Source organism: Bacteroides sp. (genome assembly GCF_030151085.1).
In the GTDB taxonomy this organism is placed as follows: domain Bacteria; phylum Bacteroidota; class Bacteroidia; order Bacteroidales; family Bacteroidaceae; genus Bacteroides.
The window spans coordinates 66,586-81,537 of record NZ_JASLER010000084.1 but is presented as its reverse complement, the minus strand read 5'-3'; the positions used below and the strand labels follow the sequence as shown (position 1 = coordinate 81,537).

The window sequence follows — 14,952 nt, the reverse complement described above, 5'->3', positions numbered from 1 at the left end:
CGGATTGTAGAATAAATAAATGGAACGAATCATAGAAAAAACCGAAGACGGAAGCGCAACATTGTTTGTACCGGAACTGAATGAACATTACCATTCAGTAAAGGGGGCACGTACAGAATCGCAGCATATCTTTATCGATATGGGGCTGAAAGCTGTGACTGCTGCCGAACCGTGCTTACTCGAAATCGGTTTCGGCACCGGCCTGAACGCCCTACTCACCCTCGAAGCTGCCGAAAGGGAGCAACGCCCTGTTCATTATATCGGCATCGAGCTATACCCCCTAACTTGGGAAGAAGTAGATGCACTTGGATACAGCAACAATCCGCTATTCAAAACTCTGCACACTGTGCCTTGGGAAGAAGACGTAGCAATCACCCCTTATTTCACTTTAAGAAAGATACAGGCCGACGCAACAAATCACTTATCACTAAACACTAACCACTCTTTCGATGTTATATACTTCGATGCCTTTGCACCCGAAAAGCAGCCTGAAATGTGGGACGAACAGCTCTTCCGTAATCTATACGCGAGTATGAACACCGGCGGAGTAATGACTACCTACTGTGCCAAAGGCACGATTCGCCGTATGCTACAAGCTGTAGGGTTCAAAGTAGAGCGTCTTCCCGGCCCTCCGGGAGGAAAACGTGAGATACTCCGCGCAACCAAAGACTAAAACATAGAAGAAACTAAGAACGAAAACATTAATTTGAGAACGAACAGATGAAAAAGAAATATTTATTCCTCCTTATAGCCCTCCTGACCGTTTCTTGTAAACAAGCAGGAACCCAGCAAGCCAAAAGCGATGATGACAAACCCATTATCACGGTCACTATCGACCCTTTGCGTTACTTCACCGAAGCCATTGCAGGAGATCAGTTTACCGTTGTGAGCATGGTGCCCAAAGGTTCCAGTCCGGAGACTTACGATCCCACCCCGCAGCAACTCATCGACCTTGCCAAGAGCAAAGCTTACTTCCGTATCGGCCACATCGGTTTTGAACAAACCTGGATAGACAAACTAACTGACAATGCCCCCCATCTGCAATTCTTTGATACATCACAGGGAGTAGACCTTATTTATGATAATTCCCATCCCCATATACACCACGATGGCGACGGAAAAGAGTCAGGAGATGTGCATCATCATGCCGGTGGTGTAGAGCCACATATCTGGAATTCCGCAACCAATGCACAGATCATTGCCCGAAATATACTAACTGCCTTGTGCACTATAGACAAACCCAACGAAACATTGTATGTGGAGCGTTACAACAAGCTTTGCAGGCAGATAGAACAAACCGACAGCCTCATCCAAACATTACTTGCAAACCCGGCTGCCGACCACGCCTTTATGATATATCATCCGGCGCTCTCTTACTTTGCCCGTGATTATAACCTGCACCAGATTCCTATCGAAGCCGGAGGAAAAGAGCCTTCTCCCTCCCACTTGAAAGAGCTGATAAACACTTGCAAACAAGAGAAAGTACGCATCATCTTCGTGCAACCGGAGTTCGACCGCCGCAATGCCGACCTTATAGCTCAGCAGACTGGAACAGAAGTTATCCCCATCAATCCGCTTGCCTACGACTGGAACACAGAGATGCTGAATACAGCAAAGGCACTGATAAAGCCGGATTCTAAAAAGTAGAAATGTAGATACTAAAACCGTATAACCTAATGGATGCCAACCCGATTATTGAAATAAAGAATCTCAGTGCCGGCTACGATGGTCGTACCGTATTGCGTGATGTAAACCTGACCGTTTACCAACGCGACTTTCTGGGCATCATCGGTCCGAATGGTGGAGGAAAGACGACCTTGATAAAATGTATTCTGGGTCTATTGAAACCTACAGCCGGAGAAGTGATTTTCCACTCCAGCCGCGCAGCCCATTCTCAATTCACCATGGGTTATCTGCCACAATACAATACTATTGACCGTAAATTCCCCATCACAGTCGAAGAGGTTATCTTATCAGGATTGAGCTGCAAGAAATCTCTTACCTCGCGTTTCTCTGCCGAACTGCGTGAAAAGGCTCACGAGGTGATAGCCCGCATGGGATTGGATGGTTTGGAAGATCGTGCCATCGGGGCTTTAAGTGGCGGTCAACTTCAACGTGCTTTACTGGGCCGTGCCATTATCTCCGACCCGGAAGTCGTTATACTCGATGAACCCAGTACCTACATCGACAAACGATTTGAAGCACGACTCTACGAGCTATTAGCCGAGATTAATAAGGATTGCGCCATTATCCTTGTCAGCCACGACATCGGTACGGTATTGCAGCAAGTAAAGTCGATAGCTTGTGTCAACGAGACACTGGATTATCATCCCGATGCAGGCGTTACAGGCGAGTGGTTGGAGCGCAACTTCCAATGTCCAATAGAATTGTTAGGTCATGGAGCATTACCACACAGAATACTAGGAGAGCATAAACACTCTCATGAATAATACCAAACATGAAAGAGGGAAGTTTAATCATCTTAGTATGAATAAACTTCCCTCGCTTTGTTATCCTCTTTTTCCTAAATTAGAAAGCAGCAGCAGATGTCTCCCATCCTTTATTCTGTACCAATACACCATTAGACAGTAAAATCTCATTATTAGGAATCTGCATAAAACCACCAGTCTCGCGATAGCGTTTATCAATATCCTCAAAGTATTGTTTGCACTTTGCATCGAACGCATTACTTGCCAGCGGAGTTCCGTCAATAGTGGTCGCCATAGCATTATTGTAAATCTTACAACCACGCAACGTTTTCTGAATTTCCTTACCGGCATCTTGTCCATACCAACGCATCATATCCTGATACCTTAGCCCCTCGAATGCCAGCTCCCAACGACGCTCGTTACGCAGCGCTTCATCGGTATAAGCTGCAATCGGTTCCAGTCCTACACGGGCACGCACCTTGTTTATGCCGTCTGTGGTCTGCGACAACTCAGAGTGCATTAACAACACGTCGGCAAAACGAATAACGACCCAGTCCTGCGTATTGTCCAACTGGTAATTCGGTTCGCGACCGTAAAGAGGACAACTATAGTTACAAATGACTTTATTTCCACTGGAATTGGTCATGCGTACATTAACCGGGAAGTATTTCTTAATGAAATAACCCGTCTCCTGCATGGCTTCCCATCCACCCAGTCTGAATCCGCTTTCACCGGCGGGCACGTTGACTCCGTCTACTGGCACACCTTCATTCTCCGTATCATAAATATCCAGCACACTGCCACGCTTGCGGATATCGTTATCCGACCATTCATTCCACATGTTAGTATTCACTCCACACATGCCGTAACCGCCGCCGAAGTTCATCAGCGTCATTCCACGGAATCCCAGGAACAAAGCAAAGGAATTTCCTAGATACGGAGCATTGGGAGATGCCCAGCCTGCCGTGCTGGAATACTTCACAGCAAACACAGTCTCTGTATTGGCACCCTCTTCTCCTACCCAACGCAGTTTGTTATCCTTGGCATATTTATAATCAGCTTCGGGTATATCAACCGCATACGGCCATTGATTACGAAACTCACCCAATAGGGAGTAACCACTATTCTTAATACAATCGTCCAAGCCGGATATAACATTCGCCTTCGTCAACGTTCCCTCTCTCAAAGCTACGTCCTGACGCTGATTGTTCTTATAATATCCATCGTAAAACAGATAAGCACGAGCCTGTAGCGCTTGGGCAGCCCAACGGGTAGCGTGTCCCATTTCAGAAACAGGTTGCACTTTCGATGGCAACAATTCAATGGCTTTGCCCAAGTCTGAAAGAATGAGCTTGAACATTTCTTCACTGCTTGCTTTCGGGTTATTCTGTGGTTCGGGTGTAGTAACGATAGGTACTGTGCCGAATGTTACAGCCATAAAATAGTAATACATCCCTCTTAAGTAGTAAGCCTCTCCTTCTATTATCTTTCTGGAATCGGTATCTTCCCACTTTATCAAATCCAAGCTATTTAATAGCATATTGCAACGGTAAATACCCATATAGAGTTTTGTCCAAGAGTTGGCATAGTCAGTAGTATTCTGATAGCGATGGAAGAAAATAGGTAAGCTGGTATCGCTTGCACCGCCTCCGCCTAAGCAGTCGCCGGACAACATATTATCCATCAGATAAGGATGGGTGGCACCGAAGAGTTGCCACAAGGGAGCATAGGCTCCAGTCAGAAGTTCATCTACTTCGTCTTTGTTAGTAGGACAGTTCGAAGTGTTTTTCTTAACCAGATTCTCGGTATCCAAAAAGTCTGCGCAACTTGTCACACACAAGGAAACAGCCGCAGCATAAAGGAATAATAATATCTTTTTCATATCACAGAGTTCTTTTAGTATTAAAATTTAATTGAAGCACCTACCATCAATGTACGTGGAGTAGGATAAAAACCATAGTCGATACCACTTACCCAACCTTCGGCCGTAGAAGAACCTATTTCAGGATCCATGCCCGAATAGCCGGTTATGGTAAACAGATTCTGAGCCGTGAAATAAAGTCTGAACTGTTCTACCGGAAGCGAACGGAACAGGCGCTTGAAGTCGTAACCGATAGTCATGTTGCTCATCCTCCAGTAAGAACCATTCTTCACAAAGAGGTCTGAAATGTAAGTTAAGTTCTGGTGTTTCTCACCCGTGAGGCGGGGAATACTGTTCGAAGTTCCTTCACCATGCCATCTGCCCAAGATTTCCGTAGTATAGTTATGCTCAATGCTATCAGGATTTCTCCACATATTAAAGATGTCATTACCCAGCACACCATTCGTTGCAAAAGAGAAGTCGAAGCCTTTGTAACCGAAGTTCATTCCAAAACCAAAGTTTACGTCGGGATTTGACTTACCTATCATCGTCTTATCGCTTTCATCAATAGTGCCGTTACCATCCAAATCTACAAAACGTACGTCACCCGGCTGTGCATTCGGCATAATCAATTTACCATTCTTGTCTTTATAACTCTGTACCTCGGCTTCATTCTGAAACAAGCCCGCTGTTTTGTAACCATAGAAGTAGCCGATAGGATATCCTTCCTGGGCATAAGCAAACTGATAAGAGCACTGTTTTAATTCAGAACGAATGATGCCTTCACTGTTTGCAATACGGGTTACTTCATTCTTGTTATGCGAAATATTTAAGTTAGCACCATACGAGAAATCGCTTATCTGATCTCTCCAACCCAATGACAACTCAAATCCTTTGTTTCTTACATCACCACCGTTGATATAAGGAGCGCCGGTACCATAACTAGCCAATACGGGAGCTTGTACCAACCAATCCTTGGTAGTCTTGATATAATAGTCGAAAGCCATACTCAAACGTGAATTGAAGAATCGGGCATCAAAACCGAAGTCCCACTGTTCGGATGTTTCCCAAGTTACATCCGGGTTGGCAAGGAGGTCGGCATAAGAACCCGGTGTCTTATGTGACTTATCCGGACCAAAGTAATAGTCATTGTCGGTAAAGGCTATTGTAGCCAAATATTGGAATGGAGAAATGGACTGATTACCGTTCTGTCCCCAACTGGCACGCAATTTAAAGAAATCCATAACGCTTGTAACCGGCTTCATCCAGTTCTCATTGGTCACTACCCAACCGGCAGATACCGAAGGGAAATATCCCCATTGTTTACCTTTGGCAAAGTTGGACGAACCATCGGCACGCATCACCACGGTAGCCATGTAGGTTTCTTTGTAGTCATAGTTCACACGCCCAAAGTAAGACATCAGTCCACCTTTCTGCCAAGGACTTCCTCCCAGGCTGGTATTGTTGGAGTTTATCATTTTGGTATTATCCAGATAGGCATGCTCGAAGTCTTCGAAGATAGAATTCCTGTTTGTGCCACTCATATTATCTCCCAATCCCGAACGTTCGGCCGACATACCAATCAAAGCATTAAACGTGTGATCTTGCTTCACTTTGAAGTCATAGGACAATGTATTTTCCCATGTCCAACCGAATCCCAGACCCATGCTTTGAGTCACACTATTTTCCGAAGACTGGTTGCGTTCTCCCAAGTCAAATTTCGGAGTAAACTGGCGATAAGCAGACCCACTCATGTTGTAACCGAACGATGTCCTTAGCTTCAAGTCTTTGATTGGTTCAAGTACAGCATAAAAGCTACCATTCAGAGAATGGTTCTTGCTGAGGTTATTGCCATGCTGGTAAACCATCATACCTATCGGATTGGCCGAAGTATTATTGCCGGGAAGCTGCTTATGATATTGTCCCACAATGAAGTTACCACTACTATCCCGTTCCCACAAAGGCATCAACGGAGTCATCTTCAAGGCGGCACTCAAGTCATTGTAGTACATGTTGCCAATGGCAATACCACTCTTTTCACTATAAGAGTATGAAATGTTTTCACCTACGGTAAGAAGATTGGTCTTGCCGTTCTTCAACAGAATGTGTTCGGAGTTCACGCGTGCCGTGTAGCGGCTATAATCTGGTTCCACGGGCTTTCCGTAGATACCTTCCTGAGATGTATATGATAAACCTATTGAATAAACTGAGCGTTCGCTACCTCCTGATATGTTTAATGAATGGCTTTGGATAGGAGCATTCTTGTTCTCCATCTCATCTACCCAGCTGGTACCCTTCCAGCCTTCCTGTAGGCGCTTGTAATCACCTTCAGCCATATCCTTTTCAAAGTTAATGGGGTCCATTCCACTGTTCTTACGACCTTCTTGCTGAATCATTACGAATTGTTGGGCATCCAGCAATTCAGGTCTTTTATAGACATTCTGCACACCGAAGTAACCGTCGTATTGAATAGAAGCTTTTCCTGTTTTACCTTTCTTAGTAGTAACAAGCACTACACCATTGGCAGCACGGGCACCATAGATGGCGGCAGATGCAGCATCCTTCAAAACGTCCAATGATTCGATGTCAGCAGGGTTCAGATAGTCGATATTACCACGCGACACACCATCTACTATATATAACGGACTGGAACTACCGGTAGTACCCAATCCACGTATCACCACTTTAAATCCTTCACCCGGTTGACCGGAAGTCTTAGTAATATTTACACCCGGCGTCTGACTTTGGAGGGCCGATAAAGGAGATACCGTATTCAATTTAGCTATATCATCACCTTTAACCTGAACAGTAGCACCTGTTACAAGTTTCTTCTTCTGCACACCATAACCTACTACTACTACTTCATCCAATACTTTTGCGTCTTCTTGCAAAACCACTCTCAGATTAGTTTGATTGGTAACCTTCACCTGCTGGGGAATATAGCCGATATAACTGATATCCAATACCGCACCAGCATTTACATTCAGCGAGAAGTTTCCGTCAATATCAGATATTACTCCATTTCCGGTACCTTTCTCCAATACATTAGCACCAATAACAGGTTCTCCATTTTGATCGATCACGGTACCCGTTATTTTTCTGATCTGTTGAGCTACTTCGGAAACTTCGTTCGGAAGAGCAGCAAATGAGAGTGGAACATAGCCCAGTGTAAGGGCAATTCCTACACCTGTACATAATACAGTTTTCTTAAAGTTTGAATTCATAGTAGTTAATTTCATTGTTTATTATCAAAATAACGGAAGCAAATATAAAAGCAACCGATCTACTAAGAGTTCGAAAATCGTTTAGAGTAGTTTGCTAATCACCAATTAGCAGATAACAAACCTTTTTTAATTATTAGGAAACTAAAACAGAGTGTAATAAGAAAGGTCACCACAAGTAAACTTGCAGTGACCTCTCTATTTGTCCAAGTAATGATTCGGAAATCTTTCTACCTACTCCCTTTCAAACATCCATTCATCCACTTTCAGCTCTTTACCTTTAAATAAGAAATAAAGATCGTGTACGCCGTCCTTCTCTTTGGTAATCTTTGTGGAAACAGTCTGCAAGGAATCTGCATCAGACGAAACGGAAGCCAGCATTTCTCCATCCGGTTTGTCAAGGCGAACCTCCAGGATACCATGCCCCGAAGCTGTGGCTTTAAACAAGCAGGGAGCACCCGAGAAGAATACGCCCCGCACAGCAATAGCCGACTTCTCTCGCCCGGAACCTACTGCCAGCATGTTGCCCGATGTACCTGCCGGTTCAAAGCATATACCCAACGTGGCGGCCACGGTCTCGGCCTGCTGATGGATAAAGGGGTTCACAGGCTTGATTTGGTCTACCCCTTTCAGGGTAGCTTCACCCATCTCTAACTTCATATCCTTTTCGTTCACTTGGAGTTTGTTCACGCACAGGCTACGGAAACCGCCTTTGGTACCCTTATATTCCTGCAAGCACATGTTATGGTATAACAAATAATAATCTCCCTTATACTTGTGCAAGTGGGTGTGGTTGTTGCTGAAGCCCATGCCATAGTCTCCGGGATTCTTAAAGAAGTTGCCTACATACTTCCAACTGTCGGTGTCCAATGGTGTATGGGAAGTCATGTAAGACATGCAACAGATACTTGGTTTTTCTATTCCCTGATGAGGCCACTCTTTGCGCTCCTTCCAGTCGGTATTATACGTATAAATCCAGGTGCCATTCCAATAATTCAGTTCGTTGGCTTCGAAGTGGTAAGGCGCCTTTATCTCAGCAATCTCACTGTCTAAACTGATGAGATCTTTACCTAAGCGTACAATGCGGGCATCTCCAGGCATGTAGTCGGTGCCTTTCTCGCCCTTGCCTCCTCCGCCAAAAGACAACCAGCCTGTTCCTTCTTCATCTATCACAGCGCCAGGATCAAAAGGGGCCTTGCACTCACCTAGTCCCTGCGAGAACTGGCTCACCAACATACGTCCCAACGGGTCGGTCCATGGCCCTACGGGAGAAGTGGCGGTAAGTACCCCTACGCCTGCACCGCTATTGGAGTAATAAAGGTAGAAATGTGTTTTACCATCTGCCTCCACCTGAGAAATGATGGTAGGTGCCCATGAAGCTATGCCCCAGGGCGAAAGTGCCTTCACATCAATCAAACCGTGATAGGTCCAGTTCACCATGTCATCCGTAGATAACATAGCCAGCGAATGTATGTACTGATAAGTATTCTTGCCATCTTTTCCTACGCTATCCAACTGCTGGGTGTCATTAGTACCATATACATAGAGTCGGCCATTGTATTCTATACTCGTAGGGTCGGCCACAAAAGCGAAATCCAACAATGGATTAGTATTTCCGGTATAAAACTTAGGTGATTCCACCGAACCCGTGTCTTTCTTTCCTAAACCGGAGGCAGCCCATACATTGTTTCCTATGGCAAAGGCCATCAACAGCAAAGCTGCCACAAATAACTTGATCTTCTTCATTTTCTTATTTATTACTATTCAATATCTTCTGAGATGCCAGAACCATATACATAAACCAGGTAGCATGTCCGCCCAGGCAATATTCACCTTCCTGCCATAAGAAGGGGAAATGAAGCAATTCGGGCAGGTCGGGACGAATCAGGTTTGTACCCGGAGATACTCCACCGGGGATATACGACCAGTCGGCACGGTTCACGCCATAGGCGGCTTTCATTGTCTCGGCACCCACACCGGTAACAAAAGCAGCTTGATTGCGTCCGGGATGCATACCCAAGAGGTATTGCATGGAATCGTAGATGTAGTCCGGTGCAAACAAGTCGGGATAAGCAGCATTCAAATAGCAATAATTGTAGCCCAAGTGTTGCGGTTCCCATGAACCGGATGAGCGGTTACCCCTATCATGAGGTACACCATACGGGGTTTTGCTGCCATACTCCTGATACATAGCCTGCAATTGGGGCAATGCTTTACGAATGGCTTTGCTGAAACGTGCATTACCTACCGCCTTATCGAAACGTCCAATGAACCAACCCGTCTGACGGATATTCTTGCAAATGAGATCTTGCTGCTGCAAAACGAAGTCGCGATACTCTGCGTCTTTGGTTGCCAGATAAAGTTCTACGGCGACATGTGCTTTCACAGTCAATAACCGGTTGTCTTCACAACGGGTAATCTTGAACAACTCACAGGCTATCTCCAGACAATCGGCACTCAATGCATCATTATGTCCTTTCAAGACACGCGAAATACCTGCCAGCCATGCGGCAACCTGCAATTCACGTCCGGGATTATCTTCGGTAAATACCCAACGGTCATCGGCTGTTCCGCTGAAGTGATCGGTATGGGCGGATGCATCTCCCAAATGCGCATATTGGCGCACGGTAGGACATAAGATACCTCTGTAAAGACGTCCCAACGCTTTCCAACCGGCTACTATGGTCAGTGCACCATTCTCTACTTGTTGCAGGAAGTCGTTCTTTCCATCCGGCTGGTGTATCTCTACAATCTGTTTGCCGAAGTCGATGGAAGTCTCATCCCAGTAAGCATTGAGGTTCTCGCAAGCCATCGCAAGGATATAAGCCTCACCAGCCTGGGATTCGATACGCAAGTCATAGTCGCCTGCATCGTGCCAACCGCCTATGTTCAATCCCGGAACCTGTTCGCCGGGCTTATATTTACACAGAGTAGAAGGGCCCTGAGTATATCCGTCTATATGATTGATATCCGTCTTTGCCATGAGGGCATCGTCCTGATGGCAGAAGTCATGCCATACACGATATTTCTCGTTTACACGCATGTGACACATCTGTACAGGTAAGAAATACTCTATCTCTGCCTGCCAGATGCCTTTATCCCACACATCATTGGCTATACGAAATACGGGAGAAGCTACATCACCGTACATCACCTGATAAAGCCCGCCTTCAGTCACTTCCGTAAAGTCGAACTGCAAATAATGGTAACGCAAGAAATTCCCCCAATCTTTAGCTGCCTGTTGCTTTACCAACTTCCTGCCATCAGCTGCGATACGGTAAAGGGCGGGTTGCTTGAAGTTTGTTTCACGTCCATCCAGTTCTATAACAGCAAGCTTCTTCTGTGCAGGATGATAACCCACTTGTGAAGTTTGCACTACCGGAGCATACCGCCACTCTTTGGTAACCGTAGGGCGGATAATCCACTTCACGGCACCCGACTTTGTTCCTGCCGGGAACTCCGAACGAAGCACAAACCAACCATTATTGTGGTTGATTCGTCCGTCATACAGCAACAGATTGCCTTTCTCACTCTCAATCGTAATCTTTGCCAGTTCGTCCTGCGGATTGAGTACGAACTTCTTTCCTTGGGCAAAAGGAGCGGAGACAATGTCATCGGCAATCATCGGATTATACGTCTTCCTATCTAAGAGCAACTGATCCAAATCAGCTTTCCCGTTGGGATTGAAATCTCCGATATGTTCCATGTTGGAAGTCTGTTTCATGGTAGGCCCCATTGCCTGATGAGGGAACACTCCTGTCTGATTATCCATGATCCAGGGTTTGCCCAGTAAAGTAGAGGGCACCAACTCCAGATTAAATCCCAGTTTTCCGGCAAAGCGATCAGGTACCGGCTGATCCAGATCAACCGTCAACACCAGATAATCCTTCTCACCTTTTACTTTGATGGTGTAGCCGAAAACGAAATCAGGATAAAGCATCGGATTGAAACCCGTCATGTGCTTGGTTGAATCGGGATAATTCAGTGTGACACAAATCTCGTTGTTAGCCTCATCCACGATGCGGCTTCTCATCTTGGGCAGTCCTTGCCACTGTCCCTGCGAGATTTCAAAACGCACATCACCACCTGCGGCTCTGCGGTCTCCATTCAAGACCAGAGTAACACCTCCTTGGTGTCCTTCAGGATAGACATCACTGAAAACCATCACATTGGCTCCCTGGTTCTCAAAATATCCCGAAGGGTTGATTTTGAAATCCTGAGCTTGTAAAGTTGCACAAAGCATCAGTGATACCGCACCTATTATCAATTTCTTCATACGTATTATTTTAAACGGTTATTTACTTCTACTCCCAAGCGTACCGTGTGATACGGACAACGCCACATGCTCACCTTTGGTGCATCTTTCTTGGGCTCTCCGTCGAAACAGTCGCTATACCATTCTCCATATTCCTTGTCTATCATATTGTTCTTTACAAAGGTCCAGACGATATCAGCCGATTGCAGCCAGGCTTCATCTCCGCTGATTTGCCAAGCATTGATGCAGGCTATCATGGTTTCAATCTGTCCCCACCATGAAGCATGTTTGGTCTTCCTATCGCCTTTCTTCTCATAAATCATATAGCCTTTGTCACTCAAACCTTCGGCCAGGCAAGCACCCGTCACATCCAGTGCAAGCCGGTTAGTCCGTTTTATCAGATTCTCATCTTCCAGTGTACGGGCAGCCTCACAAAGTAACCATCCGGCTTCAACGTCATGTCCGTAAGAGTCCATTTCTACCAGACTGTTCCACTCATTATCAAAGAACAGATTGAAATGCTTCCTCGAAGGATCATATATACGGTTTATGAACAAATCGACGTTAAACTCAAGCCTATCCTTCAATCCTTTGTCTTTCCAACACTGATATAGAAGAGTGTAAGCTTCCAGTACATGCAAATGGGCATTCATGGTCTTGGGAGCGTTATTATCATATTTGTCTTGTTGTTTCCAGTCTTCTGTGAAAGATTCCACATAACCATCATACAACGGTTCACGTCCTTTTTCCTCCAATGTACGATACAGGCTGATGGCTGTTTTCAAACTCTCGTTGTTGCCCGTCGCCAAATAGTGTTCTGCCAGTCCATAGATGGCGTATGTCATGGCGTATGTATATTTAGAAGCATTCAGCACTTCGCCGTCGGGATTGACCAGCCAATATACTCCACCATTCACCTTATCTATAAATGTATCCATGAAATAACGCTGTGACCTGTCGGCAAGCTTCAGATAAGATTCATCGCCAAACGTACGGTATGCAGCAGAAAAACTCCACAGAATCCGGGCATTCAATACTCCTCCCCTGGGTGCATCCGCCACCGGGGTTCCATCTCGCAATACGGCTCCGTAAAAGCCGTCACCGGGCGCCACTACATTATCCATCCAAAAAGGTATCACACTATCCTTGACATTTGCAACCACCTCTTTGCATAGACGTGTTTGCATGTCTGTACTCCCGCAACCCTGTTTACAACCAGCCAGAAAAATCACAGCCAGTAGTGCTATCCAATACAATCTCTTTTCCATAACTATACTCTAAAACAATCAACCTATTTCTATATAAATCAAGGGAGTTCTATCCCGTTTGTCAGACACTGGTCTTTGACCTGATAGACACTGGCGTTTGTCACGTCAGGCACTGGTGTTTATCGCGTCAGACACTGGTGTCTATCACGTCAAAGTCCAGTGTCTGACAAACAGGGAAAACTCCACCTATAAAAACATCATTATTAGCTACTTAAGCCAACACCTATTAATACCCCGGATTCTGGTCTTCCTGATTGATGAGCGGATTAGTCAGAATCTCGTTCGTCGGAATCGGGAACAGTTCCTGATAGGTTTCATGCTCAAAGTAGCGGAATGAATCGCCGGTTAGCAAACAAGCCTCCGGTGTAGAACTCGCTACCGTCTTCGGGTATTCAGCTTCAAACCATTCTTTACACATACCCATGCGACACAAGTCATGATAAAGTGAGAATTCAGCATTGAATTCATGGCGACGTTCTATAATCACTGCTACTTTCCATACAGGAGAGCTATACCCTTTGGCAGCCTTATAACTTGTATAATAAGCTTCGGCATCCGGTACTTCCACGGTTTGTGTACTCAACATGTCTGCGGGCAGATCAATCATGGTTGCCCCGGCTTCCAGATTACCCCAAGCCCGGTTACGAATCTGACGAATCATGTCCCATCCGGTAGTGTCATCACCTGTTTCAAAACAACATTCTGCATAATCGAGTATAACACCCGCATAACGTTTCAGCGTCAGAGAGATAGGATTGAATACCTGATTGTTTGAACCCGGCTTGCATCTCCAATATTTCAAGGAATAAACAGTAGGCATATTCTCGGAGCCCTGGAAGAGTCCGTCGAAACCGCTTGTCACACCCACAGTCTGCTTTGTGATGGGATGTGTATCACCTTTAGCTACAGCAGAGTATTGACGACGTTTGTCACCCGGTTCAAAAGAGCGTACAAACTCCCAAGAGAGACAAAGAGAGCCCCAGCCTCCCCATTCGGGAGCTGCGCACAAATATCCGTACCACATCATGGCATCCGAAGAGTTGTCGGCACCCCATCCCATGTAACCTTGGTCGTGGTACATTACTTCAAACACAGACTCTTTCGTCCAATGTGTATCCCAAGCATGAAGATTACCAAAACAAGGTTCCAAAGAGTAGGTCTTGCTATCTATGATATCCTTCAATTCTGTCTTGGCACTTGTGAAGTCTTTCCGCAACATATAAAGTTCAGCTAAATAAGCTTTGCAGAATCCTTTCGTGACACGTCCGTACTCGCCTTTCATCGGTAACCACTCCAAATGGTCGCGTCCGAAGATTAAATCTTTCTCAATAGCCTCATACGTCTGATCCACCGACTCCGGTCGTGCTTTACCTGCCGAAGTGGTATAAGTCTCACCAGTCAGAAGCATCGGTACACGTCCGAATATCTTGGTCAGATACAGATAGTTATAGGCACGGATGGCACGTGCTTGTGCTTCAAAGAGGGTTTTGGTATTGCTATCAGAAAAGACGGAAGGATCCGCAGTCTCCAGTCCGGCAAGAAAACGGTTGGCACGGTCCACAGCTCTATAACTCATCCGCCAGGCGGTTTCCAAAGAACCTTTGTCGGGTTTCCAAGCATGGCGTTGCCACTCTGCATCCCATCCCGAGGCTTGGCAGTCCATAGTAGAATGATTGGCGGCAAACACCTGAGGTTTAAATCCCCAAACCTCGTCGTCACTACCACTGACGCCATGCTGGTCTGTATAGAAAGTATCGTAAATACCATTCAGTCCGGAAAGTATATTCGCTTCTGTTTTGTACATGAAGTCCGATGGAAGGATATCATAATGATCCACTTCCAGATAATCGTCACAAGATGCAAGGGCGCCCAAAGTCATTACCCCCATCAACAGTTTATATAAGTTTTTCATAATCAT

The 14,952-nt window shown here is 45.6% G+C and carries 9 protein-coding genes; 3 read left to right on the top strand and 6 right to left on the bottom strand.

The annotated features are described in order from the left end of the window. Nucleotides 1-19: 19 nt before the first annotated feature. The 3 genes from mnmD to Q1W14_RS17505 are packed head-to-tail and all read left to right on the top strand — an operon-like array spanning nt 20 to nt 2,450. Nucleotides 20-673 carry a tRNA (5-methylaminomethyl-2-thiouridine)(34)-methyltransferase MnmD gene (gene mnmD, locus Q1W14_RS17515; RefSeq protein ID WP_300703712.1) on the top strand — a complete coding sequence of 218 codons (654 nt, stop codon included), beginning with the start codon at nt 20-22 and terminating at the stop codon, nt 671-673. Between the two features lie 47 nt (nt 674-720). Then, complete coding sequence (locus Q1W14_RS17510) at nt 721-1,647, top strand: zinc ABC transporter substrate-binding protein (protein ID WP_300703709.1); 927 nt, start codon at nt 721-723, stop codon at nt 1,645-1,647. Between the two features lie 29 nt (nt 1,648-1,676). After that, nucleotides 1,677-2,450, top strand: a complete 774-nt coding sequence (locus Q1W14_RS17505) for a metal ABC transporter ATP-binding protein (protein WP_300703707.1) — start codon at nt 1,677-1,679, stop codon at nt 2,448-2,450. A gap of 79 nt (nt 2,451-2,529) precedes the next feature. Here Q1W14_RS17505 and Q1W14_RS17500 read toward each other — a convergent pair whose 3' ends face one another. From Q1W14_RS17500 to Q1W14_RS17475, 6 genes are all read right to left on the bottom strand, one after another. Continuing rightward, nucleotides 2,530-4,311, bottom strand: coding sequence for a RagB/SusD family nutrient uptake outer membrane protein (locus Q1W14_RS17500; RefSeq protein WP_300703705.1), 1,782 nt, complete (start codon nt 4,309-4,311; stop codon nt 2,530-2,532). 20 nt (nt 4,312-4,331) lie between these two features. Then, the gene (locus Q1W14_RS17495) at nt 4,332-7,514 is read right to left on the bottom strand and encodes a TonB-dependent receptor (protein WP_300703702.1); all 3,183 of its coding nucleotides are present in this window, start codon (nt 7,512-7,514) and stop codon (nt 4,332-4,334) included. A 231-nt stretch (nt 7,515-7,745) separates the two neighbouring features. Further along, nucleotides 7,746-9,257 carry a glycoside hydrolase family 43 protein gene (locus Q1W14_RS17490; protein WP_300703699.1) on the bottom strand — a complete coding sequence of 504 codons (1,512 nt, stop codon included), beginning with the start codon at nt 9,255-9,257 and terminating at the stop codon, nt 7,746-7,748. Between the two features lie 4 nt (nt 9,258-9,261). Next, complete coding sequence (locus Q1W14_RS17485) at nt 9,262-11,787, bottom strand: glycoside hydrolase family 9 protein (protein WP_300703698.1); 2,526 nt, start codon at nt 11,785-11,787, stop codon at nt 9,262-9,264. Nucleotides 11,788-11,792: 5 nt separating this feature from the next. Continuing rightward, nucleotides 11,793-13,034, bottom strand: coding sequence for an AGE family epimerase/isomerase (locus Q1W14_RS17480; protein WP_300703696.1), 1,242 nt, complete (start codon nt 13,032-13,034; stop codon nt 11,793-11,795). Nucleotides 13,035-13,260: 226 nt separating this feature from the next. After that, nucleotides 13,261-14,946, bottom strand: a complete 1,686-nt coding sequence (locus Q1W14_RS17475) for a RagB/SusD family nutrient uptake outer membrane protein (RefSeq protein ID WP_300703694.1) — start codon at nt 14,944-14,946, stop codon at nt 13,261-13,263. Nucleotides 14,947-14,952 lie beyond the last annotated feature (6 nt).

What these genes read in the sequence shown, in the direction of transcription:
- mnmD (WP_300703712.1), top strand. Translation starts at nt 20, where the DNA reads ATGGAACGAATCATAGAAAAAACCGAAGACGGAAGCGCAACATTGTTT.
- Q1W14_RS17510 (WP_300703709.1), top strand. Translation starts at nt 721, where the DNA reads ATGAAAAAGAAATATTTATTCCTCCTTATAGCCCTCCTGACCGTTTCT.
- Q1W14_RS17505 (WP_300703707.1), top strand. Translation starts at nt 1,677, where the DNA reads ATGGATGCCAACCCGATTATTGAAATAAAGAATCTCAGTGCCGGCTAC.
- Q1W14_RS17500 (WP_300703705.1), bottom strand. Translation starts at nt 4,311, where the DNA reads ATGAAAAAGATATTATTATTCCTTTATGCTGCGGCTGTTTCCTTGTGT.
- Q1W14_RS17495 (WP_300703702.1), bottom strand. Translation starts at nt 7,514, where the DNA reads ATGAATTCAAACTTTAAGAAAACTGTATTATGTACAGGTGTAGGAATT.
- Q1W14_RS17490 (WP_300703699.1), bottom strand. Translation starts at nt 9,257, where the DNA reads ATGAAGAAGATCAAGTTATTTGTGGCAGCTTTGCTGTTGATGGCCTTT.
- Q1W14_RS17485 (WP_300703698.1), bottom strand. Translation starts at nt 11,787, where the DNA reads ATGAAGAAATTGATAATAGGTGCGGTATCACTGATGCTTTGTGCAACT.
- Q1W14_RS17480 (WP_300703696.1), bottom strand. Translation starts at nt 13,034, where the DNA reads ATGGAAAAGAGATTGTATTGGATAGCACTACTGGCTGTGATTTTTCTG.
- Q1W14_RS17475 (WP_300703694.1), bottom strand. Translation starts at nt 14,946, where the DNA reads ATGAAAAACTTATATAAACTGTTGATGGGGGTAATGACTTTGGGCGCC.